At 62.2% G+C, this 25,327-nt stretch carries 27 protein-coding genes and 1 tRNA gene; 17 read left to right on the top strand and 11 right to left on the bottom strand.

The features are described 5' to 3' along the window. Positions 1–49: 49 nt before the first annotated feature. The gene (locus NKJ04_RS00935) at positions 50–1,012 is read right to left on the bottom strand and encodes a sugar-binding protein (RefSeq protein ID WP_023810675.1); all 963 of its coding nucleotides are present in this window, start codon (positions 1,010–1,012) and stop codon (positions 50–52) included. A gap of 559 nt (positions 1,013–1,571) precedes the next feature. Between NKJ04_RS00935 and NKJ04_RS00940 the strand changes: the two genes are divergently transcribed. Beyond that, positions 1,572–2,675, top strand: coding sequence for a LacI family DNA-binding transcriptional regulator (locus NKJ04_RS00940; protein WP_352672910.1), 1,104 nt, complete (start codon positions 1,572–1,574; stop codon positions 2,673–2,675). A gap of 77 nt (positions 2,676–2,752) precedes the next feature. On the opposite strand, the gene NKJ04_RS00945 is transcribed toward NKJ04_RS00940, so the two are convergent. The 5 genes from NKJ04_RS00945 to NKJ04_RS00965 form a co-directional block, all read right to left on the bottom strand. Continuing rightward, positions 2,753–3,571 (bottom strand): DNA adenine methylase, encoded by an 819-nt coding sequence (locus tag NKJ04_RS00945; protein WP_023810677.1) that lies wholly within the window; start codon positions 3,569–3,571, stop codon positions 2,753–2,755. 42 nt (positions 3,572–3,613) lie between these two features. After that, positions 3,614–6,016, bottom strand: coding sequence for a DGQHR domain-containing protein (locus tag NKJ04_RS00950; RefSeq protein WP_352672913.1), 2,403 nt, complete (start codon positions 6,014–6,016; stop codon positions 3,614–3,616). A 203-nt stretch (positions 6,017–6,219) separates the two neighbouring features. Beyond that, a tRNA-Arg gene (locus tag NKJ04_RS00955) sits at positions 6,220–6,296 on the bottom strand. Between the two features lie 228 nt (positions 6,297–6,524). Next, positions 6,525–7,445: a DUF1003 domain-containing protein gene (locus NKJ04_RS00960; RefSeq protein WP_352672916.1), complete on the bottom strand. Its 921-nt coding sequence runs from the start codon at positions 7,443–7,445 to the stop codon at positions 6,525–6,527. A 634-nt stretch (positions 7,446–8,079) separates the two neighbouring features. Beyond that, on the bottom strand, positions 8,080–8,967 hold the full coding sequence (locus tag NKJ04_RS00965) for a D-alanyl-D-alanine carboxypeptidase family protein (RefSeq protein ID WP_352672918.1): 888 nt from the start codon (positions 8,965–8,967) through the stop codon (positions 8,080–8,082). Positions 8,968–9,370: 403 nt separating this feature from the next. Between NKJ04_RS00965 and NKJ04_RS00970 the strand changes: the two genes are divergently transcribed. From NKJ04_RS00970 to NKJ04_RS00985, 4 genes are all read left to right on the top strand, one after another. Then, positions 9,371–11,185: a methyl-accepting chemotaxis protein gene (locus tag NKJ04_RS00970; protein WP_352610988.1), complete on the top strand. Its 1,815-nt coding sequence runs from the start codon at positions 9,371–9,373 to the stop codon at positions 11,183–11,185. A 287-nt stretch (positions 11,186–11,472) separates the two neighbouring features. Beyond that, the gene (locus NKJ04_RS00975) at positions 11,473–12,573 is read left to right on the top strand and encodes a hypothetical protein (RefSeq protein ID WP_352610987.1); all 1,101 of its coding nucleotides are present in this window, start codon (positions 11,473–11,475) and stop codon (positions 12,571–12,573) included. 110 nt (positions 12,574–12,683) lie between these two features. Next, complete coding sequence (locus NKJ04_RS00980) at positions 12,684–13,304, top strand: nucleoside triphosphate hydrolase (protein WP_023810683.1); 621 nt, start codon at positions 12,684–12,686, stop codon at positions 13,302–13,304. An 85-nt stretch (positions 13,305–13,389) separates the two neighbouring features. Beyond that, positions 13,390–13,737 (top strand): hypothetical protein, encoded by a 348-nt coding sequence (locus NKJ04_RS00985; protein ID WP_023810684.1) that lies wholly within the window; start codon positions 13,390–13,392, stop codon positions 13,735–13,737. A 23-nt stretch (positions 13,738–13,760) separates the two neighbouring features. On the opposite strand, the gene NKJ04_RS00990 is transcribed toward NKJ04_RS00985, so the two are convergent. The 3 genes from NKJ04_RS00990 to NKJ04_RS01000 form a co-directional block, all read right to left on the bottom strand. Continuing rightward, a complete protein-coding gene (locus tag NKJ04_RS00990; RefSeq protein WP_023810685.1) occupies positions 13,761–14,465 on the bottom strand; it encodes a glutathione S-transferase family protein in 705 nt (234 codons plus the stop codon). 165 nt (positions 14,466–14,630) lie between these two features. Next, positions 14,631–15,839, bottom strand: coding sequence for a beta-ketoacyl-[acyl-carrier-protein] synthase family protein (locus NKJ04_RS00995; protein ID WP_352672923.1), 1,209 nt, complete (start codon positions 15,837–15,839; stop codon positions 14,631–14,633). A gap of 5 nt (positions 15,840–15,844) precedes the next feature. Continuing rightward, positions 15,845–16,099 carry an acyl carrier protein gene (locus NKJ04_RS01000; protein WP_013528393.1) on the bottom strand — a complete coding sequence of 85 codons (255 nt, stop codon included), beginning with the start codon at positions 16,097–16,099 and terminating at the stop codon, positions 15,845–15,847. 216 nt (positions 16,100–16,315) lie between these two features. Here NKJ04_RS01000 and NKJ04_RS01005 point away from each other — a divergent pair, with 216 nt between their 5' ends. Genes NKJ04_RS01005 through NKJ04_RS01025 form a run of 5 tightly spaced genes read left to right on the top strand, consistent with a single transcriptional unit; the run spans position 16,316 to position 18,679 of the window. After that, on the top strand, positions 16,316–17,149 hold the full coding sequence (locus NKJ04_RS01005) for an urease accessory protein UreD (RefSeq protein ID WP_502897880.1): 834 nt from the start codon (positions 16,316–16,318) through the stop codon (positions 17,147–17,149). A 28-nt stretch (positions 17,150–17,177) separates the two neighbouring features. Beyond that, entirely contained in the window at positions 17,178–17,480 is a 303-nt protein-coding gene (locus NKJ04_RS01010) for an urease subunit gamma (protein ID WP_015314510.1), read from the top strand. A gap of 10 nt (positions 17,481–17,490) precedes the next feature. Next, complete coding sequence (locus NKJ04_RS01015; RefSeq protein ID WP_027161066.1) at positions 17,491–17,745, top strand: DUF1272 domain-containing protein; 255 nt, start codon at positions 17,491–17,493, stop codon at positions 17,743–17,745. Between the two features lie 32 nt (positions 17,746–17,777). Then, a complete protein-coding gene (locus tag NKJ04_RS01020) occupies positions 17,778–18,365 on the top strand; it encodes a HupE/UreJ family protein (RefSeq protein WP_128304229.1) in 588 nt (195 codons plus the stop codon). Between the two features lie 8 nt (positions 18,366–18,373). Further along, positions 18,374–18,679: an urease subunit beta gene (locus tag NKJ04_RS01025; protein ID WP_352440554.1), complete on the top strand. Its 306-nt coding sequence runs from the start codon at positions 18,374–18,376 to the stop codon at positions 18,677–18,679. A gap of 20 nt (positions 18,680–18,699) precedes the next feature. Here NKJ04_RS01025 and NKJ04_RS01030 read toward each other — a convergent pair whose 3' ends face one another. Continuing rightward, the gene (locus tag NKJ04_RS01030) at positions 18,700–19,188 is read right to left on the bottom strand and encodes a hypothetical protein (protein ID WP_023810691.1); all 489 of its coding nucleotides are present in this window, start codon (positions 19,186–19,188) and stop codon (positions 18,700–18,702) included. Between the two features lie 129 nt (positions 19,189–19,317). Continuing rightward, positions 19,318–19,701 (bottom strand): hypothetical protein, encoded by a 384-nt coding sequence (locus NKJ04_RS01035; protein ID WP_352672927.1) that lies wholly within the window; start codon positions 19,699–19,701, stop codon positions 19,318–19,320. A 182-nt stretch (positions 19,702–19,883) separates the two neighbouring features. Between NKJ04_RS01035 and ureC the strand changes: the two genes are divergently transcribed. The 7 genes from ureC to ureG all read left to right on the top strand — a co-directional run bounded on the left by ureC (position 19,884) and on the right by ureG (position 25,264). Then, the gene (gene ureC / locus NKJ04_RS01040; protein WP_502895894.1) at positions 19,884–21,596 is read left to right on the top strand and encodes an urease subunit alpha; all 1,713 of its coding nucleotides are present in this window, start codon (positions 19,884–19,886) and stop codon (positions 21,594–21,596) included. Positions 21,597–21,688: 92 nt separating this feature from the next. Then, complete coding sequence (locus NKJ04_RS01045; protein ID WP_023810694.1) at positions 21,689–22,282, top strand: hypothetical protein; 594 nt, start codon at positions 21,689–21,691, stop codon at positions 22,280–22,282. A gap of 44 nt (positions 22,283–22,326) precedes the next feature. After that, entirely contained in the window at positions 22,327–22,932 is a 606-nt protein-coding gene (locus tag NKJ04_RS01050; RefSeq protein ID WP_023810695.1) for a glutathione S-transferase family protein, read from the top strand. After that, positions 22,929–23,522 (top strand): urease accessory protein UreE, encoded by a 594-nt coding sequence (gene ureE / locus NKJ04_RS01055; protein WP_352672930.1) that lies wholly within the window; start codon positions 22,929–22,931, stop codon positions 23,520–23,522. The genes NKJ04_RS01050 and ureE overlap by 4 nt, the downstream gene beginning before the upstream one ends. Further along, entirely contained in the window at positions 23,515–24,186 is a 672-nt protein-coding gene (locus tag NKJ04_RS01060; protein ID WP_023810697.1) for an urease accessory protein UreF, read from the top strand. The genes ureE and NKJ04_RS01060 overlap by 8 nt, the downstream gene beginning before the upstream one ends. Beyond that, positions 24,183–24,623, top strand: a complete 441-nt coding sequence (locus NKJ04_RS01065) for a DUF3995 domain-containing protein (protein WP_128304225.1) — start codon at positions 24,183–24,185, stop codon at positions 24,621–24,623. Before NKJ04_RS01060 ends, NKJ04_RS01065 begins: the two co-directional genes overlap by 4 nt. Further along, on the top strand, positions 24,620–25,264 hold the full coding sequence (ureG, locus tag NKJ04_RS01070; protein WP_352672933.1) for an urease accessory protein UreG: 645 nt from the start codon (positions 24,620–24,622) through the stop codon (positions 25,262–25,264). The genes NKJ04_RS01065 and ureG overlap by 4 nt, the downstream gene beginning before the upstream one ends. Positions 25,265–25,327 lie beyond the last annotated feature (63 nt).

Here is a 25,327-nt window from a genome sequence, read left to right on the forward strand (position 1 = left end):
GCGAGCAGCCGGCCCAAGCGACGTTGAGCCGGCTGAACTGCTTCAAGTCTTATTTTCCGGCCATCGCCTTCAGATTGGCGGCGTAGGCGTCGACGTCATCCTTGCCGATGATCTTGGTCGGGATGATGATGAGGTTGCCTTCCGGGATGCCCGACTTGTCGCCCTTGAGATAGGCAGCCATCAGCTTCATGCCCTGATAGGCCCATTCGAAGGGCTGCTGCACGACGGTCGCGGCAATGGTGCCTTCCTTGACGCCGCCCAGCGTGATCGGATCGTCATCGAAGCCGACGACGGTGATCGAGCCGAGCTTGCCGGCGTCGCGCAGCGCTTCATAGATGCGCGGCGTATTGTAGGAGTAGAAGCCGACCATGCAGGTGACGTCGGGGCTGGCAACCAGCGCGTCCTCGACGTTCTTCTTGGCGCGCGCCTGGTCGATGTCGTCGCCGCGCACGTCGATCAGCTCGATCTTGGTTCCGGCGAGGCCGTCCTTCATGCCCTGGATGCGCTCCTTGGCATTGTCGGCGCCGAGCAGGCCAACGAAGCCGAGGCATTTTCCGCCATCGGGCATCGCCTTCTTGGCGATTTCGGCCGCCTGCTTGCCGGCATCGACATTGGACGAGCCGATATAGGCGACGCGCTTGGTCTGCGGGGCGTCCGAGTCGGTGGTGAACAGCGCCGTTTCCGAAGCGATCTTGTTGAGGCCGTCGGTCGAGGTCTTGGGATCGACAGCCGAGACCATGATGCCCTTGACGCCGGCGGTGACCAGATCGTCCATCAGCCGCTGCTGGATGGCGACCGAGGACTGCTCGGGATATTTGAGCTCGAGCGTATAGTCGGGCAGTTCGCCCTGCGCCTTCTTGACGCCGGCTTCGGCGGCCTTCCAGAAATCGGAAGCGCCGTTGACGACGAAGGCCAGCGTCGGCTTGTCTTGGGCGCGCGCGATTGCCGTGGCCGACAGGCCAAGCAGCAGCGCGGCCGCGGCTACGGATGCATTGCGTATCAAGGATTTCATGTTCAACCTCCCGTTTGGCTCAGTCGTTGGACCGGCCGATCTTGCACTGACCTGATTTGCCGTTTGCAGCGTGGACGCCCTCCTCCTCAAAGGGGTTCCCGGCACCGAAAGAATGGCGTCGTTCCAGCCACGATCATGGACCTTAGAGACTCATCCTTCGTTCGTAAATAATCCGATTTGTCTGACATATCACATATCCGAGACAAGGCTTGCGGAGGTAGTATCCGCTCGCCACCGGGCCATTTTCGTACTCTCCCGCCGCCCCGGACGTGACCGGCCGGACGCGACGGATTGACGGTACAGCGCATTTTTGTATTAGTAAACAGTATTAGTTTCGGTGCCATGCCAGCGGTTTCGCGGCATATCCGTGGGCGAGCCGTCGTCACGGCTGCGCCGCGGCCCAAGCCTTTTGTCATTTGAGCTTTGGCTTGTATGGAGATGCATGGCGGATGGACCTTCGGTATACTAATAGTTATAAACGATCTTGACGATATCTCTATGAATCGACGGCGTCACGCCATCTTGCCGGCCTGACCGGCCCGCCAGACTGGGATTTGCCATGAGCGAGACGACGGATCGGGCCAGCGACACGGCGAGGCGGCGCAAGGCGCCGGCGAAGGGCGCCAAGGGCCGCGTCACCATGATCGATATCGCCAGGGCCGCCGGCTGCTCGCAGGCGACCGTTTCCTTCGTGCTCAACAATTCGCCCGGGATCAAGCTGTCGCAGCAGACCCGCGAACGGGTGATCGAAACCGCGCGCACGCTCGGCTACACCGCGCCCGCCTTCTCGGCCCTTCACTCGCCGCTGTCGGCTTTCGAAGGACTGGACGGGGTGATCGGCTTTGCCGTCGACCAGCTCGCCACCAGCCCGGAAGCCGTGGTCGCCATCGAGGGCGCACGCCAAGCCTCGTGGAATGCCGGCAACGTGCTTCTGGTGGCGCAGACGCTGGGCGATTCCGTCATGGAGCCGCGCGCCATTGCGGCCCTGACCAAGCGGGGCATTTCGGCGCTGATCTACATGACCATCTTCACCCGCGAGATCACTGCGCCCGATTACCTCTACGGCCTCGACATCCCGGTGATCCTGCTCAACTGTTACACGGCGGACTACGCTTTCCCTGCCGTGGTGCCGAGCGAGATCGCCGGCGGCCAGAGCTCGACCCGCCATTTGATCAGCCACGGCCACCGCCGCATCGCCACCATCACCGGCGAGCCGTGGATGCAGGCCGCGCAAGACCGGCTGAAAGGCTACCGCCGCGCGCTCGCCACCGCCGACATCCCGTTCGACGGCGAATTGGTGGTCGAGGGCGACTGGTCGGCCAGCGCCGGCTACGCCGCGACCGTCAAGCTGCTGGCGCTGAAAGACCGCCCGACCGCCATCTTCTGCCAGAACGACCGCACAGCGATCGGCTGCTACGAAGCGCTGAAGGAAGCCGGCCTGCACATCCCGCAAGACATTTCCGTGGTCGGCTACGACGACGAGGAAATCGCCCGCCACCTCTTCCCGCCGCTGACGACCTCGATCCTGCCGCACATGGCGATGGGCCAATGGGCGATCGAACAGCTGGAAGCGCCGGCGGCGCCTGGACGGGGGCGGTATCCGATCACCAAGCTGGAGTGCCCTCTGGTGGAGCGGGAGAGTGTGCGGGGGGTGGCGGGTTAAAAAGGCGTCCAACACGACTTAGCACGATGAACATAATCTAAGCCTAACCCGACTTGCACCCGACGCAAGCTCACTTATTATTCGGCTGTGAAAATCATCAATTCCTCAACGGATGATCTGTTTGCCGCGCTGGCTGCAATCACACTAGCTCGTGCTAACTTTGTTTGCTCGCCAACGCCCGAATAGAGATCGCGTATCGACCCGTGGTTGGCGTTCAGCACCATTACTGAAGCCCCACGCCCTGCGGCGCGCACCACAGCATCCCGGAGTCGTATCTGGTCATCCCAAGAAAAAATCTTGTCATTGTATTTGATAAATCCATTGTAATTATGCTTAACCGTGTACGGAGGATCCACAAATACAAAATCACCTCTCTCCGCAGTATCAATGGTCTCTTCAAAATCAGCTACAGATAAGTCAACCGACTGCAGGCGAGCAGAGGTCTTTTCGAAATTGTCTCCCGCCATTACCACATCTGTTTTTGTTCCAATCGGCACGTTAAATTGATTACGCAGATTAACGCGGTACAACCCGTTCCAACAAGTTCTGTTCAAATAGATGAACCACGCAGCAAGCGAGATTTCTTCCGCCGGCTTGTGGGCTCTGGTGGCATAGTAATATTCTGGATTATGTTTCTCGTGGTGAATTTGCAGCAATCTAGACACATCCACATGGGCGCTGCGGATCGCGTTGTAGGTGGTAATCAGGTCGAAATTCAGGTCGCTTAGCAGAGCATTTTTCGGACTCAACGCGAAGAAAACGGCGGCTCCGCCCAGGAATGGCTCGATATAGCGCCCCTCAAATGCGGGGATAAGATGCAGGTATTTTTCACAAAACCACCTCTTGCCCCCGGCCCACTTAAGAAACGGCACCACAATTTCATTCGCTGGAGACATCTGCCTATTCCACCCTGTCGCGCCATCGGTAGGCCGACCAACCTAGTATTCGTCGACGGGAATCCCGGCGGCCTCGCAGCGCTCATAAAGGGCGCCCTTCAGCCAGGCAAGAAAATCTAAGTCGGCGTCTGATAATTGCCGATATATCGAGCTATGGGACGCGATATTGCGGATGTCATTGAAGTCCTTTATCCAATCGACGTGATATTCCTTGGATTTTGGATTAACTCCCCGAAGCGGGATATTGAAAATTGGCTTTAGGAATTCCCAGTTTCCTTTCTGTTTTATTACCGTTTCAAAATCTATGATATGGAGGTAAGCCTCTCTAGGCGCTCGCTTCTCTGGTTTGGCCTGCTGTTGCGAATTGTAGGCGGCCTGCTTAATCTTACTGTCTGCGATGCCAAGCTCCCAATATTTCTTTTCGCCGGAAGGAAGTTCGTCCTTACCGTAGATTTCCTTGAGTTTTTCGATCACGACCCCAGAAATTAACTTGGTCATATCCTCAACATCTAGTTTCGCTTGGGCTCGCCTCTCGTCGCTTGATTTTGCCTTATAGTCACGAAATTCGTCCGGTCCGAATGTTGGCGTTGCAGTCGCGATCAGATCACAAAGGTGGAAGAAATAGTCCCGAACGCCTCCTTCCCCGTATTGCTTGGCAAATCGAGCTTCGATCTCGGAGTCGTTTGCAGCCTTTAGCCAGTCGATGAGCGGCTTGCAAAAGGCGGTCACACAGACATCTATCTCGTCCAACGAAGCTAGAATGGGGTCTATCTTCCCTGCGGCGTGCTGGAATCTGAGCACTTCATTAAACAGCATAAGATGAGCGCGTATTCCCGGGTTCGTCACGACATGGGACGCGCGACCTGTCATCCATCTTTCCGGCACAGCATCTTCAATCATCCTAAAATAGCTGTTTATCGCTCGTCGCGCCCTGTCGAGAGTGGCAGAATCAGTTGCTCCTGAGAGATACCCACCAAGACGGACCTTCTTTACGACCCGGCCCAAGAGTTGGGATCGCTTCAAACCTTTTTGAATCTCGGGTACCGTGAGTACCTGTAAGTCAGATGCCGGCACACCCGGTGTCTGAAAGCGTCCGTAGAAGGGACTCGTCGCGTCTAGCGCCAGCTTCCGAATGAGAAACGATGACAGCGCAGAAAGAGCCTCGTCAGGATCGTCGCTACCCATTTGGAGATCTGCCTGCAAGGCGACCAAAAGGCTTGCGGGAACACTCTTCTGCTTGTGATTAATCGTAATAAAAAGTTCCGCCTCTTTCACTGTGGCCATTTGCTCGAAGGCAACAACGAAAAGAGGTTGCTTCAGATACTCCTCAGATAGATTTGTAAACCCCAGGAGCCGATGTTGACCATCGATCACCCAGGCGCTTTTGAATTCATTCGGAAGAACTAAATGGCCGAATTTGAGCCCGTCTATCGTATTGTCATTTTTTGCAAGAGGCTCAAAGGTACATTTCTTGGTAAAATTAATTAGAATGTTCGTCGGGAAATACCCACCATCCTTGATAAACTTACCTATACTTTGCAATCTCTTTTTATCTACCATACGCTGATAGGCAGGAGTGCCATCAGGATTATTTAAAGCATGGTGATTTACAAAAGCTATTTTCAGAAGATGGCCGGCAGGAATGGTGAATGAGTAGAAGTTCTCAGTTCCCAATCTTCCTTTGACAGCGGGGACCTTATATCCGCTTAGTGCAGGGATTTCTTGCCCCTTAAGGAACTCGGCTAAAAACTGGTATTTTCCAGCTGTTCCAACGTGCTTGACGAACGCCTCGAAGTACTGAAGTTCATTTTCAGTTATTATTCTTATTCCGTCAGCCAAAGCTCGTGTAACATCAGGCTCGGTCCATATTATGTTATCCGTAACATATATCCACAATATCTTGGGGTTATAACCGTCACCAAAATGAGCTCTGATCGCGTTGGCGATAGGCTTTTTCAAGAATGCGGTTTCATGTAAGTCCTTCTGTAGCGATTTTCTACCTCTCACCTCTTTTGATTTGCATTCGAATACAATTGCTGTCTCAGAATCTTTGGCAAAGACGTCAATCTGTTTTGTACCGGCGGACCCATCATTTCGCGAATAGGAAACTTTGAAAGCCCCTCCGCTAAGTACAGGATATCCCATATCTCTGCATAGGCACCACACGCGATCTTCTAAGCTGACAGAAATGGGTTTAGTTTTTTGAACAACAGTGACCCGCTTTTGGCGTCTGACAACTTTCCAACCTTTGGACTCTGCATCGTCGGTGTCGGCGATATGTACTGTTTTCTTGACGACCGGAGACTTGCGCGTCTTGTAGGCCTTGGAAAGAGCCCCGCCGTCTATTAGCAGTGGCTTGAGGGCAAACGAAACTGATTTAAAGTCAATTTTAGGAGCTATCGCTTCCTCGCTCTCGGTCACGGCCTCCTGAGCATCAGTCGTCATTTCTTCCTCCCCGCCTGTCGTTCTGAACAGGCTAAACAACTATTCGAATCAATTAATGGAGCGAGGTCAACCACCTGCCCAAATTGTCCCGCTTTTTGCCTCTATTTTCCTTTTTGCAACGCGCCGGATGCAAACTGATCCGACGAGACTATCGGTCGAACTCGTCAGCGTAACTCGGCTAACTGGGCGGAAGGTATGAGCGTTGGCGCACCCGACAGGATTCGAACCTGTGACCTCTGCCTTCGGAGGGCAGCGCTCTATCCAGCTGAGCTACGGGTGCTTTCCGGAATCCGGAAAACGAACCAGCCGATGAACCGGCAAGTCACGGCTTCTTAGCGGAAGCAGGCGCGGGCTTCAACGGGCAATTGGAGATTGGCTCCGCGACTTGGCTCGATACGCCCTGGCTACGGCCTATGAGGTTCGCGCCCGCCCGCCCTTCGCAGGCTCAGGGCGTTCGTCGTTCGAAAAGCCAAGCAATTGGCTTTTCGTCCGCTGCGCGGACCACTCCTCACCCCGCCCCACTCTTCACCACCCGCCGCCTGCGCACCGCGCGCTTGGGTTTCTTCGCGCCGGTCAGTTCGTGCATCGCATCCAGCTGCATCTGCTGCATTTCGGCCAGGCGGGTCCATTGGCGCGAGATGAGGTAGTCGAGCTTTTCGTGCAGATGGCGCACTTCGAGCTCGGCTTTGAGGTTGACGCGGTAGTCGTTGAAGGAGCGCAGGCGATCCTTGGACTCCTGCCGCCTCTGGCTCATCATGATGATCGGCGCCTGGATGGCGGCGATGCAGGAGAGCAGCAGGTTGAGCAGGATGAAGGGATAGGGATCGAAGGCGCTCGACATGCCCGCGATCAGGTTGATGCCGATCCACACCAGCAGCACGCTGCCGAACGAGATCAGGAACCACCAGCTGCCGCCGAAGGAAGCCATATTGTCGGAGACGCGGTCGGCAAAGGTCCGGTGCTCCTCGAACTCCTCCTCCGAGTTCTCGGAAATCGTGTCTTGCCTGGCGATCGATTCGACCACCTGGCGGTCGAGCTCGGAGAATTCGCCGTGCTCCTGCTGCAGCAGCTCCTCCATGTAGCGCATGCGGTAGCGGCCGAGCTCGGCGCGGCTGATGCGGGCGCCGGCCGGCAGGTCGGGATGGTCCGACCGGATGCGGTCGGCGAGGCTCGGGCGCAGCGTGTCGATGCGCACCAGATCGCGCTTGCGGAATTTCCGACCCGATATCGCCGACGGTTTCTTCTTCGGCTTGCCGCGTTGGGGGCCTGGAGCTGATGGTTCGGAGTCCGGCACTTCGGGCGTCTCGAAGTGCTCGTCCGACACCGGATCGGCCTCCAGCTCGCCAAGGATCGGCGCTTCGAAATACTCGCCGCCACTGTCGTTCTGATTGTCGGCCGGTTGCTCGGGCGTTTTGGGGACGGTGCTCATGGTGGGCTCCTGATGCTGGGCGACGATAGACAGAGGTGGCGGCGCATAGCCAGCGCCGGGCACGGATTTCGCAGGCCGGACAAGTGGTTTTGATCGGAGAAGGCGATGTGGCTGGCGGCGGCTCGCCCCCCAGGGCGGGTGGAGACGTTCGAAATTGGCCGAAGCCTCACCAACTTCGTCGTCCACAGGCGGAGCGGGAAGAACTTGCCCGATGTTTGCGCCAATCACCCCCCTCTGTCCTGCCGGACATCTCCCCCGCAAGGAGGGAGATTGGCTGTCATCCCGGCTTTCGCCAATTTCCACCGTCACATGAGTGAGCGTAGCGCCGAAGCCGCTGATCTCCCCCCTTGCGGGGGTTGAGGAGCGGTCCGCGCAGCGGGCGGAAAGCCAATTGCTTGGCTTTCCGAGCGACGAACATCCGGCAGGACAGAGGGGGGTGCCGTCCCGCCAACGTGCGCAAGGTTCTGCACGGCGGCGGGCAACAAAAACCCGCCTTGCGGGCGGGTCACGTTTCCAGTGGTCAATTGGCGCGACTCAGCACCATACCCAAAACAGTAGCTTAGCTGCCCTCACTGAGTCAAGAAAAAATTCCTATCCGTCGCCGTGCGCCCAGACGCGAACCGCGCCGCGGCCACTACTGCTCGGCGAACATCAGCCTGGTCTTGGCGCCGTCCATGGTCGGCGACAGGCTCCGCTGGATCAGCGCTTCGACATGGTCGTTGCGCTGGCGGGCTGAGGCGGCGCCCATCACCACGACGATCAGATTGCGGCCGTCGGCATTGTAGGAGGTGACGATGTTGAAGCCCGAGGCCCTGATGTAGCCGGTCTTGATGCCGTCGACACCGCGCACGCGGCCGAGCATGTCGTTGTGGCCGCGCACCAGCCGGCCGCGGAACATGAAGTCGCTTTCGGAGAAATAGTGGAACTGCTGGGGAAAGCGCTGGCGCAGCGCCATGCCGAGCACCGCCATGTCGCGCGCCGTCGTCATCTGGCCATCGTCGGGCAGGCCTGAGGCGTTGCGGAAGGTGGTGCTGGTCATGCCGAGCTGGCGCGCCCTGGATGTCATCATGGCGGCGAACTGATCCTCCGAGCCGCCGAGATATTCGCCGACCGCCACCGCCACGTCATTGGCCGATTTGACGACGATGGCGCGGATCGCCGAATCGACGTCGATGCTCTCGCCGCGCCGGAAGCGCATCTTGGTCGGCGGCTGCGAGGCGGCATGGTCCGACACCGGGATCTGCGTCTGCTTGGTGACGCGGCCGGACTCCAGCGCCTCGAACAAAAGATACAGCGTCATCATCTTGGTCAGCGAGGCCGGGTAGCGCTGCGCCGTCGAGCTGACCTCGAACAGCTGCTTGCCGGTCCTGGCGTCGACGACGATAGCGGCATATTTCTGCGCCGGCGCCGGCACGGCCAGCACGCTGTCGGGCGGCGTCGTGGCGCAGCCGGCAAGCAGCACCAGCAGGGCGAGTGCCGCAAAAACTCTCTGGATGAGCGGAAGGGGACGCAGGTTGGACAAGGGCAGGACTGTTCTGGGTCGGCTGTTGCTGAGATGAGACGAAGCTAACGTAACGCGGCTGTTGCGTCCATTTGGTTAATGGCTGACAGTCCCAGGATTGTCGAGGGCATCGATGTGGTTCCTCGCCCCACGAAGTGGGGAGAGGTGGCCGCGCAGCGGACGGAGAGGGGATTTCGTCGGGCGCCATCTCCAAACGAAATGTATCGCAACCTTACCTGGCACGGCCGGCGCCGTTCCCCCGCTCCGTCTCGGCTCCGCCGAGCCACCTCTCCCCCACATTCGTGGGGGCGAGGAACCCAAGCCTGCGAAGCCGCCCCGAAAACGCCCGTTTCCCGTGTCTTTCCTTGCCAGGGCCGCGTTTCCCGTGGGAAGGGGCGTGGTATCTCAGGGCTTGGGGGCTTGCATGACGAACATCGGGGCCGGGGGCGCTGCGCCCTCGCTTATCAGAGCATCGCTCAGCCGCACCGGCAAATGGGCCGGCAGCGTCGCCTTTATCGGGGGTGCCGTATCAGACATCCTCAATCCGCTGGCGCCGTTCGCCGCCTATATCGCGCTGATCGCCGCGGTGGCCGCAATCATCATCGCCATTGCCATCGTGCTCAGGCTGGTGCTGGCGGCCAGAGCGCTGCCGGCCTTGATCTTCGCCACAACAGCGGCGGCCGTCGCCGGCGGCGTCTACGGCCTGCAGCAGCAGACCAACGCCCAGAACGGGGTGATCGCAAGCCTGGTGCCGGCCATTGCCGGGCTGCAGCAGTCGATAGGAATCGTGTCCGAAAAAGTGGCCAAGATCGAGCAGACCGTCACGCAGACGCAGAAGACGGTCGAACAGCTCAAGCAGTCGACCGACACGGTGGCGAAGAAGACCGATGAGATCGCCTCAGCACAGCAGCAGCAGACGCAGCAGACGGCGGAAGTGCAAAAGACCACCGACGAGGTGAAGAAGCAGAACGAGACGCTGGCCGCCGGCCAGGCGCAGCAGCAGGCCCAGACCGAGAAGCTGCAAGCGACGACGCAGCAGATCGCCGCCTCGATCGACACCATTGCGAAGGGCTTTGCCGCCTTGGCCGTACAAGGCGGGGCGATCGCCGAGCCGAAGCGGCCGGACGAGTTCTACCACAATGCCCGTGTCTACGAGCTGTCCGGCGACATGCTCAATGCACGGCGCTCCTACCTTGCCTTTGCCGGCTTCGATGTCGACGCCATCGATCCCTACACGCGCTTTGCCACGCTGCTTCGGGTGCAGGACGGCAAGGCCGGCGCCCGCGAAGTGTTCGGCGCGCTTGCCGACAAGGGCAAGGCGCTGTCGATCAAGCTGGTGCATGTCCAGCAGTTCGACGACGCCCAGCGCGTCGACAAGCTCAACGCCTTCATATCAGCCAATCCAGATTTCGCGCCGGCCTATTTCCTGTTGGCGCAGGAGTTTTCCGAAGACCGGCTCGGCGCCCAGACGCTGGCCGACAAGCGCAACGAGGCCAAGGCGCTGACCAAGTTCACGTCCTACGAGAAGGATGGCGGGCTGCTCACATATTTCGTCGACCAGACGCAGCTGGCCGACTGGCTGGACCGCAGCCGCAGCCGGCTGGCAGCGCTTGCCGACGTGCTCGATCCCGCCCGCTTCGTGCCTTCGCTGACGCCGATGCGCTCCAACCAGGGCTGGTCGATGACCATCTCGCTGCCGGAGCCGGCGACCGCCATCTCGTGGCGCATGGGCGACAGCGGTCCGTTCACCGACACCGGTTTCCTGGCCATGAACGACCAGACCACCGGCAAGCCGATGGCCAATCCGAGCTTCGAGATGCCCGACAGCACCGTGGCCGGCATCATCGCGATCAAATATCTCGACATCAGGGGCCGCGAGACCGGCCCGTTCGACATCCGCTTCGACCCGGAGGCGGCACTCCAGCAGGGCAACAAGCAGATCCTCGACCAGTTCTGGACCTCGTGGATCGCCTTCGATGCCAGCGGCAATCACGGGCTGGTCTATTTCACCCAGATGCTGTCCTACCGCTGCGCCATCAAACAGGTGCACTACAGCCTGAACGGCGCGGCGCTCGACAAGGAGATCAAGATGCCGCGTTGCGACAAGAAGGACCCTTACGCCATCCCCTACGACTACCAGCCCTATTTCAAGGTCGCCGACAGCGTGAAATCGATGTCGGTGCAGGTCACCTACACCGACGGCACCAAGTCGCCGGTGCGGGAATACAAGCGGCAGTAGGAGGCGGCAGCGCCATTCCCCTCTCCGTCTCGGCTTCGCCGAGCCACCTCTCCCCACTTTCGTGGGGCGAGGAACCGCCAACTTCGACGGCCAGCCTTGCAGAATTTGGGTTCCTCGCCCCCGCAAAGCGGGGGAGAGATGCCTCGCGTAGCGAGGCGGAGCGGGGGCAGCGCCGACGTTCGGCGATTAGTCGCCACCCTCATTCTGATGCAAAAATGCCGATTGCGGTGCTTGCGCAGCCACCGCCGAACAGGCCAGTTTGCGCCTGCAGAATCGGTGAGAGCGCAATGACCATCCAGACCATCAAGGCCCGAGGAATTTCGGTTTCGCTCGACCTCACGGTCGGCCACATCGCCGACATGGTCGTCGAGGGTGGTGGGCGGCAGCTGAAGCCGCTGCACCGCGCGCCCTGGGTCGATGCGAATGAGACGCTGCCGGACAATTTGCCGGAAGGTACGGTTCGGCTGTCCGGCGATTTTCTCTGCGCGCCGTTTTCGCGCAGCGATGTCGAGGAAGCGCCGCTGCATGGCTGGCCGGCCAACAGCGCCTGGGACATCGCCGAAAGTGCCGCGACGGATGATGGCTGGCGCGCGGTCTACCGCCTGCGGCACAAGGTGATGGGTGCCAGCGTCGACAAGATCCTGACGCTGCGCGACGGCCATCCCTTCCTCTACCAGGAGCATGCGTTTTCCGGCGGCCATGGTGCCATCTCGGTCGCGCATCACCCGATGACGGCGATGACGGGCGGCGGCAGGCTGGCCTTTTCGCCGAAGCGGTTTGCGGCGACGCTGGACGACCCGCTGGAGCCGGATCCCGCGCGCGGCCGCTTCCTGCTGGCCTATCCGGCACGATCCGCCGATCTCAGCCAATTCCCCGCCGCCGGCGGCGGTACGCTCGACCTGACGGAATACCGCATGGACGACCGCCGCGAGGATTTCCTCACGCTGGTCGAGGCGGATCATGGCGGGCCGGGCTGGACCGCGCTTGCACGAGAGGCCGAAGACGATCTGGTGCTGGTGCTGAAGAACCCGGCCGAACTGCCGATCACCATGCTGTGGCTCAGTAATGGCGGGCGCGACTACGCGCCCTGGAGCGGTCGCCACCTGGGCGTGCTCGGCATCGAGGATGGCCGCGCCGCCGTCGGCCATGCCGCCTCGATCGGCGACAACTGGCTGAAGCGCGAAGGGGTCGCGACCGCCTTTGCACTGGGCGAAGGCCAAAGCGTGTCCTTTCGCCATGTCATCGGCGCCATTCCGCTGGCCGGCGGCGAGCCGCCACAGGCGATCACGACGGCGGATGGCCGCATACGACTGGTGACGGGTGGCGCGACGCGGGAGGTTCCCTTCGACAGCGATTTCCTGCGCATTGGCCAGCCTGCGCCCGCTTGATGGGATTGCGCGGCCGCAGGGTTTGAAATTTCCGTGAACTGCCGCCAAGATGTGGCCGAAATCATCATGCGGAACATGGTGGATTTGAAGCTCCTGCCAGAGAGGCTCTCATGTCCGAAATCGCCCATCTCGCCGCCACCATCTTCAAGCGTGCCGGCAAGGCAAACCGCTTCATCGTGGCCATTGCCGGGCCACCAGGCTCCGGCAAGTCGACGCTGTCGGCGCGGCTGCATGAACTGCTGCCCGAAGGTGCTTCGGAAGTCGTGCCGATGGATGGCTTCCACTATGACGACGCCGTGCTCGAGCGGCGCGGCCTGCGCGCGCGCAAGGGCGCGCCGGAAACCTTCGACTTTGCCGGGTTTGAGGCCCTGCTGAAGCGTATCCGTGCCGGTGAACCCGACATCGCCATCCCGGTCTTCGACCGCAGCATGGAGCTGTCGCGCGCCGCCGCCTCGATCGTCGCCACGGAAACCAAGTTCATCCTGGTCGAGGGCAACTATCTGCTGCTCGACGAAGAGCCGTGGTCGCGGCTGGCGCCGCTGTTCGATTTCTCGATCTTCGTCGACGTGCCGCGCAACGAACTCGAGCGCCGCCTGATGGAGCGCTGGCACGGACATGGCCGCTCCGACGAAGATGCGCGCGCCTGGATCGCGTCCAACGACCTGCCCAACATCGAACGCGTGCTCGCGCGGCGCCGGGCTGCCGATCTGGTGATCGGCCTTTCAGCTTGATTCGACGGATTGCGCAAGGGGAACCTTAAGACTTTCAGGCCGTTATCCCGACACGGCAATTGTGCCAGAAGAGGGATTCGGTCCAATGGCAATGAAGGCAAGAAAGCCCGCGCCCGCCAAGGGCAAGGCGACCCAATCCAAGGCCGGCGCCGGCCCGGCGATGACAGCTAGTTCGAAGGACGCCAAGCCGGCCTTCGGCAAGGCAGCGCCGAAGAAAGTGGTGCCGACGGCAGCGAAAGCCGCGCCGAAAGCCGCAAAGCCGAAGAAGCCCGCAAGCTCCAGCGACTCCGTGAGCGGCAGCGCGATGCGCACGGCCAAGGCGACGGCCAACGTCGCTGCCGGCGCGGTCATGGTCGCCGCCCGAGGTGCTGCGTCGCTCGCTGCTTCCGTCATGGGCAAAGGCGGTTCGAAGGCCAAAGCGAAGGCGAAATAGCCGCGCTCCGGAGGCTGGTTCGGCTATCCCTTGGCGGGGATGGTCAGGCCTTTCTGCACCGCCGGCCGCGCCAGGCCGCGTTCCAGCCATGTTCCCACATGGGCGAAATCGTCGAAGCCGACGAGTTCGCGCGCTTCGTAGAATCCGATCAGGTTGCGCACCCAGCCGAGCAGCGAGATGTCGGCGATGGTGTAGTCATTGCCCATGATCCACTTGCGCCCGTTCAGCCGGCCGTCGAGCACGCCGAGCAGTCGCTTTGACTCGTCACGATAGCGCTCCAGAGGGCGTTTGTCGGCGATCTCGCGACCGGCGAATTTGTGGAAGAAGCCGACCTGGCCGAACATCGGCCCGACCGAGGCCATCTGGAAGAACACCCACTGGATGGTCTCGTAGCGGCGCGCAGCATCGATGGGCATGAGCAGGCCGGTCTTTTCAGCGAGGTAGAGCAGGATGGCGCCGGATTCGAACAGGCCGATCGGCTTGCCGTCCGGACCGTTCGGATCGATGATCGCCGGTATCTTGCCGTTGGGGTTGAGCGACAGGAATTCCGGTGTCCAGCTTTCGTTCTGGCCGATGTTGACCCAATGCGGCTCGTAAGGCAGGCCGAGTTCCTCCAGGGCGATCGAAATCTTCACGCCGTTCGGCGTTGTCGCCGAATAGAGCTGGAGCTGATCCGGACGCTTGGCCGGCCAACGCGTTGCGATCGGAAAGGCGGACAGGTCGGCCATGGAAACTCCTGAATGAGGATTCGCGCCGAGCGGCGCGGTTTTGGCGGGTCGGCCAAGGATTAGACGCGGCGCACGGCACGATCAATGGCGTGCAAGGGTTTCGTTGCGCGCGAACAGTCAACGGAACGGCCTGCTTGGGGCAGATCGCGCGCCCGGCCTTTGCGTTCAGACGGCCTTGAAGGCCAGCACGGCATTGGTGCCGCCGAACGCGAAGCCGTTGCTGATCGCGGCGCGCACCTTGCGCTCGCGCGGCACATTCGGCGTGACGTCGAGGTCGCAATCGGGATCGGCCTCACGAAAATTGGCCGTCGGCGGCACGATGCCTTCGCGGATCGCCATCACGCAGGCGATCATCTCCAGCGCACCCGATGCGCCCAGGCAATGGGCGTGCATCGACTTGGTCGACGACACCGAAAGCTTGTAGGCATGGTCGCCGAAGACGCGCTTGATCGCTGCCGTCTCGATCTGGTCGTTGGCCTTGGTGCCGGTGCCATGGGCATTGAGGTAGTCGACATCCTCGGGATTGAAGCCGGCATCGGCCAGGCAGGCGCGCATGGCCGCCGTCGGCCCTTCGACGGTCGGAGCGACAATGTCGGAGGCGTCGGCGGAGAGGCCGGCGCCGGCGACCTCGGCAAGGATGGTGGCGCCGCGCGCCATGGCATGCTCATACGTCTCCAGGACCGCCATGCCGGCGCCCTCGCCGAGCGACAGTCCCTGGCGGTCGGCCGAGAATGGCCGGCAGGTGTCGGGCGCCAGCACGCGCAATGCTTCCCAGCCCTTCAGGATGCCCCAGACCAGCGGCGCATCGGTGCCGCCGGCGACCATCACGTCGGCGCGGCCAAGCCTGATCTGGTCGACGGCCGAGGCGATGGCGTGGTTGGATGAGGAGCAGGCCGAGGTGACACCGAAGACCGGGCCGCGCAGGCCCAGACTCATGCTGACGTGGCCGGAGGCCGCGCTTGGCATAACCTTTGGCACGGTGAAGATACCGGCGCGGTTCTTGCCCTCGACCAGGATGGCACGATAGCTCTCTTCGATCGCCTCCCAGCCGCAGACGCCGACGCCGACGACGGTGCCCATCCGATAGGTGGTGGCTTCATTCGAAACCAGGCCGGCCTGCTGCATGGCTTCCCTGGCTGCGATCGTCGCCAGCAGGCTGAAGCGGTCCATCGACACGGTCTGCTTGCGGTCGATGCCGTGATCGGGAAGCGCCTTGATTTCGCAGCCGACCTTGACCTTCAAATCATGCAGTTGGGGACTTGTGATCTGGCCGATGGCCGAGCGGCCGGCGCGCATCTCGTTCCAGATCGCGGGCGCGCTGGTGCCGAGCCCGCAAATGCCGCCCATGCCGGTGATGACAACGCGCTGCCGCATTCAGTTCAGGCTTTTTTCGCGATCAGCGCGCGCACAGCTTCGACCATGTCGCCGACATTCTTCAGATTGCTCCAGGCGTCGACCGTGTTCATCTCGATCTCGATGCCATACTCTTCCTCAAGATCGAAGATAATCTCCGTCAGCTCGAGCGAATGGATGCCAAGCGAGGTCAATTCGGTGGTGGTGGTGATTTCTTCGCCGCCCGGCTCGGCATGAGCCTTGATCTTCGCGATGATATCCGTTGCCAGCTGGTCGGCCATTCGGTTCCTTCCCCACTATCTCGACGTTTCCCGACGCCAACTGAGCAGCGCCCCTTTTTCTCCTGGTATCAAGCCGCCGTCGTCGTTTAATACCCCCGCCGAGCGCAGCATGACCGTACCAAGGTGGTTCCCTCTATAGAAACCGAAACGTTGTCAAGCAACAAGCTATATCGAACTCCATATCGACAAAGCCGCCGGAGTGCTTAACGTGCAGGCATGGATATGGGCGAACATGGCGGGATTTCGACGCAGCGCGTTGCGGGCGTCGCGCGGCTTTCCTGCGCGCTCCGTGAGGGCCGCACGCGCCTGCGGCGCCTCTATCAGGACGGCGCCGCCAAGATAAGAATGCCGGCCGTCTCGGCCGATCCGCTCGAAGCGGTGCTGATCAACACCGCCGGCGGGATGACCGGCGGCGACCGTATCGCCTGGGACGTGGATGTCGGCGCGGCCGCTTCGGCATCGATCACCACGCAGGCCTGCGAGAAGATCTACCGGGCGGCATCCGACCGTGCCGAAGTCCGGGTCAATTTGTCGGTCGGGGAAAACGGCCGCATCGCCTGGCTGCCGCAGGAAACCATCGTCTTCGACCGGGCGGCCTTTGCCCGCACGCTCGACGTCGAGCTTGCCGTCGGCGCCGAGGCGCTGGTGCTGGAAGCCGCCGTCTTCGGTCGCCTGGCTATGGGCGAGCGCGCCACGCAGGGCAACTTCCATGACCGCTGGCGCGTGCGCCAGGATGGCGCCCTCATTCATGCCGAGGATTTCCGCATCGGACCCGATATCGCCGCCAGGCTCGACCGCCCGGCCGTTGCCGGCGGCGCGATCGCGGTGGCGACGCTGCTTCTGGTGTCGCCGCGCGCCGAGGCCCTGCTCGACCAGGTTCTGGAGATCGTCGGCGACCAAGGCAGCGCCAGCGCCTGGTGCGTGAAGAAATCTGGCAAGCTTCTTGCGAGGCTCTACGCCGGGGACGGCTACCGGCTGCGCCAGCGGCTGGTTCCACTCGTCGAATTGCTCAACGGAAGGGCGGGGTTGCCCAAATTATGGTCACTATAGGCCTGTCTCTACCAATCCAGGGAAACGCATGAACCTGACGCCGAGGGAAAAGGACAAGCTGCTGATCGCCATGGCGGCGATCGTGGCGCGCAAGCGGCTCGAACGCGGCGTCAAGCTCAACCATCCAGAAGCGATCGCGCTGATCACCGACTTCGTCGTCGAAGGCGCCCGCGACGGCCGTCCGGTCGCCGAACTGATGGAAGCCGGCGCTCATGTCGTCAGCCGCGCGCAAGTCATGGAAGGCATCGCCGAGATGATCCATGACGTGCAGGTCGAGGCGACTTTTCCCGACGGCACCAAGCTGGTGACCGTGCACGAACCGATCCGTTGAGGAGGACAGGATGCTGGAGCTGCGTCCCAACTGCGAATGCTGCGACAAGGACCTGCCGCCCGAGGCGACGGATGCGCTGATCTGCACCTTCGAGTGCACCTTTTGCGCCGGATGCGTGGAACAGGTGTTGGGCGGCATCTGCCCCAATTGCGGCGGTGGTTTTTCGGCGCGGCCGATCCGCCCGGCAGCGATGCTGAAGAAATACCCGGCGTCGAGTAAACGCGTTCTCAAGGCCGAAGGCTGCGGCCCCCGCAAGGCGGCGTAAACACCAGACCGAGCAAAACGAAAGGCAATAGAATGATCCCTGCCAAACGCCTCTCCCTGTCGGCGATCCTGCTGCTGGCCGCTGCCATGCCGGCCTATGCCCATGTCGGCATCGGCACGGCCTCCTCCTTCACGGCCGGCTTCATGCACCCGCTTTCCGGGCTCGATCACATGACGGTGATGATCGCGGTCGGACTGTGGGCAGCGATCAAGGGCGGCAAGGCGGTTCTTGCCTGGCCGGCGGCCTTTGTCGGTGTCATGCTGGTCGGCGGCGCGCTGGGCATTTTGCATATGCCGCTGCCCTTCGTCGAACCCGGCATACTGGCCTCAATCGTGGCGCTCGGGCTGCTGGTGGCGCTGGCGGTCGATCTGCCGGTCTCGGCCGGCGTCGCCATCATCGGCCTGTTCGCGCTGTTCCACGGCCACGCGCATGGCACCGAGGTGCCGGAGAATGCCGGCGGGCTTGAATACATGGCCGGCTTTGCCATCGCCACGCTGTTGCTGCATGCCACCGGCATCGCCGCCGGTCTCGGTCTCGGCATCCGGTTCCGCGGCTTGGCCCGTACTGCCGGTGCCGCCTGCGCGGCGATCGGCATCGGCCTCGCCTTCGGCATCGTGTGAGGGTGACCATGATCCCCGGTGAGATCATCACGGTGGACGGCGACATCGAGCTCAACAAGGGCCTGCCGACCGTCACCCTGAAAGTCGCCAACAGCGGCGACCGGCCGATCCAGGTCGGCAGCCACTACCATTTCTTCGAGACCAATGAGGGGCTGAAATTCGACCGCGAGCGTGCCAGGGGCATGCGTCTCGACATTGCCGCGGGCACGGCCATGCGTTTCGAGCCGGGCCAGGAGCGCGACGTCACGCTGGTGCCGCTCGGCGGCAAGCGCGAGGTCTACGGATTTCAGCAGAAGGTGATGGGCAAGCTGTGAGATCTCCCGGCGCGCTCAGCTCAGTTCGATGGCTTGGCCGCGGCGTAGATGACGATCTTTCCGGGATTGTCGAATTCGACGGCGAGGACATCCTGCGCCTGCACGCGCCGCGATTCGATGGCGTTGAACAGCAGCGCGTTGGCCTCGATCTCCTTGCGCAGCTCCGTGATGTCGTCTTGATGCTGCTTGACCTTGCTTTCGATCTCCGGCGGCGGGCCGCCTTCGCTGCGCGCGGCGTCGGTGAGGAACACGATGTCGACCTTGTCGAGCTTGGACGTCTTGCGCACCGTACCGATGTTTTCACGCGTGCGGTCGATCGCCGTGTTGACGCTGCGGGCTTCGGCGGTGGCCTTGGCCTCTTCCTGCTTGACCTGCGAGCCGACGATGCGGTTGACGGTCTCCGTGCTTTCCAGCCCTTGCGCTTTCAATCCGGCAACAGACCCTGCCGCCGCCAGGAACGCCGTGGCGGCGACTGCCTGCATTCTGGTCGAGAAAGAAGTGATCGCCATCGCTCGCTCCTGAGAGAAGTCGTTTCGGGGCGCGGGTTAGCGCGAAAAGAACAAAACGAATCCCGCCCGGCGAAGGTTCCTTTCCCGATGCGGCCGGCAGGCCGGATGCCGGCCCGCCGTGCCGTCTCGTCAGCTCGCCTTCTTGGTGATCAGGGTCAGTGCGCCATTGGGTTCCATGCTGGCGGCGACGACTTGCGCCGAACTGAGCCCCTTGGCTTCCAGCGCCGACTTCACCTTGGGCGTGGCGTCGATCGAGCTGCGCAGTTTCTTCAGGCCGTCATTGCCACGCTGGGCGATCACTTGGTTGACCTGCGTCTGGGTGTCCTTCGGCAGCTCGGTGATGTCGACGATGTTGACGCTCTGGATCGTCGGCGCCGCAGGCTGAGCCTGGGGCGTGGCTGGAGCAGGCGTTGCCGGCGCCGGAGCGGGCTGTGGCGCGGGTTGCTGCTGGGCACCCGCGGCGCCCGCCAGCATCAGGCTGGCAGCAGCGGCAAGAATTATTGTTTTGCGCATGCATTTTCCTTTCCATCGATTGGCAAACGGTCGGTCTGGGGTGACCCCCTAACCTCAACCGCCAAATGGGATCAGAAGGTGTCGCCCAGCGGGTCATTGCGTGACCATAGGATGGCAGCAATGTGCAGCCGCGCTTCAATCCCACCGCATTTCGGCAAACCGCATTTCAGGAGCAATCGCTGATGGCCAGAATTACCCGCGCCGCCTATGCGCAGATGTATGGCCCGACGGTCGGCGACAGAGTGCGCCTTGCCGACACCGAACTGTTCATCGAGGTCGAGAAGGATCTCACCATCCATGGCGAAGAGGTGAAATTCGGCGGCGGCAAGGTGATCCGCGACGGCATGGGCCAGAGCCAGGTTTCCAGGGCGCAAGGCGCCGTCGACACGGTGATCACCAACGCACTGGTGGTGGATGCCAGCGCCGGCATCTTCAAGGCCGATATCGGGCTTCGCGACGGGCGCATCGCGGCCATCGGCAAGGCCGGCAATCCGGACACGCAGGATGGCGTCACCATCATCATTGGTCCCGGCACCGAGATCATCGCCGGCGAGGGCAAGATCCTGACCGCCGGCGGCTTCGATGCGCATATCCACTTCATCTGCCCGCAACAGATCGAGGAAGCGCTGATGTCAGGTATCACCACCATGCTCGGCGGCGGCACCGGTCCGGCGCACGGCACGCTGGCCACCACCTGTACGCCGGGGCCATGGCACATGGCCCGCATGATCCAGTCCTTCGATGCCTTCCCGATGAACATCGGCCTGTCGGGCAAGGGCAATGCCTCGCTGCCCGCAGCCCTCGAGGAAATGGTGCTGGGCGGCGCCTGCTCGCTGAAGCTGCACGAGGACTGGGGCACGACGCCGGCGGCGATAGACTGCTGCCTGTCGGTCGCCGACGACTATGACGTGCAGGTGATGATCCACACCGACACGCTGAACGAATCCGGCTTTGTCGAGAACACCGTCGCGGCTATCAAGGGCCGCACCATCCACGCCTTCCACACCGAGGGCGCCGGCGGCGGCCACGCGCCCGACATCATCAAGGTCTGCGGCCTGCCCAACGTCATTCCGTCCTCGACCAACCCGACGCGGCCCTACACGGTCAACACGCTGGCCGAGCATCTCGACATGCTGATGGTCTGCCATCATTTGTCGCCGTCGATCCCCGAAGACATCGCCTTTGCCGAAAGCCGCATCCGCAAGGAGACCATCGCTGCGGAAGACATTTTGCACGACATCGGCGCCTTCTCGATCATCTCATCGGACAGCCAGGCCATGGGCCGCGTCGGCGAAGTGGCGATCCGTACCTGGCAGACCGCCGACAAGATGAAGCGCCAGCGCGGCTCGCTGCCGCAGGAGACCGGCAACAACGACAATTTCCGCGTCCGCCGCTACATCGCCAAATACACGATCAACCCGGCCATCGCGCATGGGCTGTCCAGGGATATCGGCTCGATCGCGGTGGGCAAACGCGCCGACCTGGTGCTGTGGAACCCTGCCTTCTTCGGCGTCAAGCCGGACATGGTGCTGATCGGCGGCATGATCGCCGCCGCCCCGATGGGCGACCCCAACGCCTCGATCCCGACGCCGCAGCCGATGCACTACCGGCCCATGTTCGGCGCCTATGGCAAGGCAAGGACCAACTCGTCGGTGACCTTTGTTTCGAAAGCCGCGCTCGAATCAGGCCTGCACGGCAGGCTTGGCGTCGACAAGCAGTTCGTCGCCGTTGAAAACACCCGCGGCGGCATCGGCAAGCATTCGATGGTGCTCAACGACGCCACGCCGCATGTCGAAGTCGACCCGGAAACCTACGAGGTCCGTGCCGACGGTGAATTGCTCACCTGCGAACCGGCGACGGTGCTGCCGATGGCGCAGAGGTATTTTCTGTTTTGAAGCGGCGATTCGACCGGGCGAGCCTTATCCGTTGCAGCCCTTGGTGGGAGGCAGCAATATGCGGCCGACCACCAGTTGCATTGTGATCGAGCATGGCCACCGAAATCGCTTCCGCCCACGACATCTTCCCGCATATCCGCATCGTCATGGGCATGGTGATCGGGCTTGGCGTCGCCCGCCTGCTGTCGGGGGTGGCGCGGATCGTCCAGCATCCCGGCCAATACAAGCTCTATCCCGTGCATCTGGCCTGGGTCGTCTCGGTGCTCCTGATGCTGGTGCATTTCTGGTGGTGGGAGTTCGGCCTCTACGCCATCGAAACCTGGACCTTCGGCAAGTATCTGTTCATCATCTTCTACGCGATCACGCTGTTCCTGCTGTGCGCGCTTTTGTTTCCCGATTCGATGCTGGACTACACCAGCTACGAGGATTTCTTCTATTCGCGCCGGGCGTGGTTCTTCGGCCTGCTGGCGGCGACCTATATGCTCGACGTGGTCGACACGCTGCTGAAGGGGCCGGAGCATTTCGCCCGCTTCGGCAGCGAGTACCTGTTCCGCACGCCGGTCTTCGTCGCGCTTTGCATCATTGCGATCCTGGTGCGCGACCGCCGCTTCCATATCGCCTTCGTGACGGCGGCGCTCATCTATCAGATATCGTTCATCCTGCGGCTCTTCGACACCATCGTCTGAACGAACGCGATGGTCTAGCTTGTTGGGGAAAGGCAGGGTTCGACATGTACAAGGCCGTTGGATCGCGCGGATCCCGGGTCAGCCGCGTTCTCTGGATGCTCGAGGAGCTCGGGCAGCCTTATGAATTCGTCGAGGTCAGGCTGCGCTCACCGGAAGCCTATGCGCTCAACCCATCGGGCAAGGTGCCGATCCTCATCGATGGCGAACTGACGGTGACGGATTCGGCGGCGATTTGCGTCTATCTCGCCGACAAGCACGCGGACATGGGCATGAGCGCCAACCCAGGCCTAGCCGGTCGCGCCGAAATGGATTCCTGGATGCATTTTGCGCAGAGCGAGCTTGAAGCGCCGCTGTGGAACAAATTGCGCCATCGCTTCCTGCTGCCGAAGGACGTACGCGTCGATGTCGGTCCTGCGGCGGCTTACGATTTTGCCTCGGAGCTGAAGGCGCTGGAGCGGCGGCTGGGCGACAAACCGTTTGCGCTGGGCGCTAGGTTTTCCGCCGTCGACGTGCTGCTCGGCGACATGGGCGGCTGGGCGCGTGCCGGCCGGTTTGAGATCGAGTCCGAACGCGTCAACGCCTATTTCGACCGCGTGCTGGCGCGGCCTGCGCGTGTGCGGGCACAAGCAAATGGAGGATCCATGAAATGAAGCTCAACCTCAACACCGACTTCACCAAATTCCCGCGCGCCGTCTCCGTGCTGTCCGCCGGCAATGCCGGAACCACCCTACCGTCCCGCCGGGCCATTCTCGCCCATGACGAACGCCATCTGCGCCGCCGCGCCATCGAGCTTGCCGACGGCAGCAAGGTGCTGGTCGACCTGCCCGAGCCCGTCGCCTTGAACGATGGCGACCGTCTGGTGCTGGAGGATGGCGGCCATATCGAGATCATCGCGGCGCCGGAAGAGGTCTACGACATCCGCGCCCGCGACGGCGTGCATCTGGCCGAGCTCGCCTGGCACATCGGCAATCGCCATCTCGCGGCGAGCATCGAGGCCGGGCGCATCCTCATCCTGCGCGACCATGTCATCAAGGCGATGCTGGAGGGGCTGGGCGCCACCGTGACCGACGTGTCCGAACCGTTCAAACCGGTGCGCGGTGCCTATTCCGGCCATGATGGGCAAAGCCATGATCACGGCCATGCGCATGCGCACAGCCACGCGGAAGCGCACAGCCATTCTCATGGCGAAGCGCATTCCCATTCGCACAGTCATGCCGGCCATCGCCACGATCATGACTGACCAGCCTTCGAACATCGCCCTGCTGCGGCTGATGGCGTGGCTGTCGCCTGCCTTTCCGGTCGGCGGCTTTTCCTACAGCCATGGTCTCGAGCGCGCGGTGCATGACGGGCTGATTGCCGATGCCGACAGCCTCGCCTGCTGGCTGGAAACGCTGGTCGAGATGGGCTCCGGCTGGAACGATGCCGTGCTGTTCGCCGAGAGTTGGCGCCGCGCGCGCAACGCAGGCGATCTCGATGAAGTAGCGGCACTCGCGGAGGCGCTGGCCGGCTCGCGCGAACGCCACACCGAAACCATGCTGCAGGGTGCGGCCTTCCTCAAAGCGGCGGCGGCCTGGCCAAATCCAGTGCTGGAGCGCTTGCCGGCTGAATGCGCCTATTGCGTCGCCGTCGGCGCCATTGCCGGCGGCAACGGCATCGGGCTTCAGGACGCGCTGTCGGCCTTCCTGCAAACCTTCTTCTCCAACCTCGTGCAGGCAGCGATCCGGCTTGGCATCGTCGGCCAGAGCAAAGCCACAGCTCTGTTGGCCGGCTTCGAGCCACTGGCCCTGGCGACCGCGACCCGCGCCGCGCGCTCGACACTCGACGATCTCGGTGGCTGCGCCTTCGTTTCCGATGTCATGGCGATGAAGCACGAAACCCAGTATTCGAGATTGTTCCGTTCATGATCCTTCTCGCCTTCTCGCTTTCGACCGTTCTACTCCTGATTACCGCGCTGCACGCCTATTGGGGCCTTGGCGGCATCTGGCCGGGCCAGGATGCGGCCTCCTGCGCTCACGCCGTCGTCGGCTTTCGCGGCGTCGATGAGATGCCGACGCCGTTCGCCAGTTTCGCCGTCGCCGCGTGCCTGTGCCTGGCGACGCTGTGGCCGCTTGCGCTCATAGGCGTCTTTGCCTCGCCCTTCCCCCAGGAGGGGCTCGCCGCCACCTCGCTGCTCATCGGTCTGGTGTTCCTGGGACGCGGCATAGCCGGCTTCACGCCGTGGTGGCGGCGGCTGACGCCGGAACAGCCTTTCGCGCGGCTCGATGTCCGCTATTATTCGCCGCTGTGCCTGTTGATCGGGCTCGGCTTTGCCATCCTCGCCATCACGGAGTTTCCGACATGACACAGACAAATGGTCCGCTGCGCGTCGGCATTGGCGGCCCGGTCGGTTCGGGCAAGACGACGCTGACCGAAAAGCTGTGCAAGGCGCTGCGCGACGAGTTTTCCATCGCCGTCGTCACCAACGACATCTACACCAAGGAAGACGCCATGATGCTGGCGCGGCTGCAGGCGCTGCCCGAGGATCGCATCATGGGCGTCGAGACCGGCGGCTGCCCGCACACCGCCATCCGCGAGGATGCGTCGATCAATCTGCAGGCGATCGCCGAGATGAACCGAAAGTTTCCGGATCTCGACATCGTCTTCATCGAATCCGGCGGCGACAACCTCGCCGCCACCTTCTCGCCGGATCTCGCCGACCTGACGCTCTACGTCATCTCTGTCTGCCAGGGCGAAGAAATCCCGCGCAAGGGCGGGCCGGCGATCACCCGCTCCGATTTCCTGGTGATCAACAAGAGTGATCTGGCTCCTTACGTGAACGTCAACCTCGATGTCATGGAGAGCGACGCCGGCCGCATGCGCGGCAAGCGGCCGTTCGGCTTCACCGACCTTTCGCGCGGCAAGGGGCTGCAGGAGGTCATCGATTTCATCATCGAGCACGGGGGGCTCAGGGCGGGCGTTGCTGCCGCCAGCACGGCGGCATGAGATAGCCTTCCCTGCACCAACCAAAACCGGTTGCGGGCACGGGCTGGCCACGGCATTCTTGCC

Source organism: Mesorhizobium sp. M0618 (genome assembly GCF_040320765.1).
GTDB lineage: Bacteria > Pseudomonadota > Alphaproteobacteria > Rhizobiales > Rhizobiaceae > Mesorhizobium.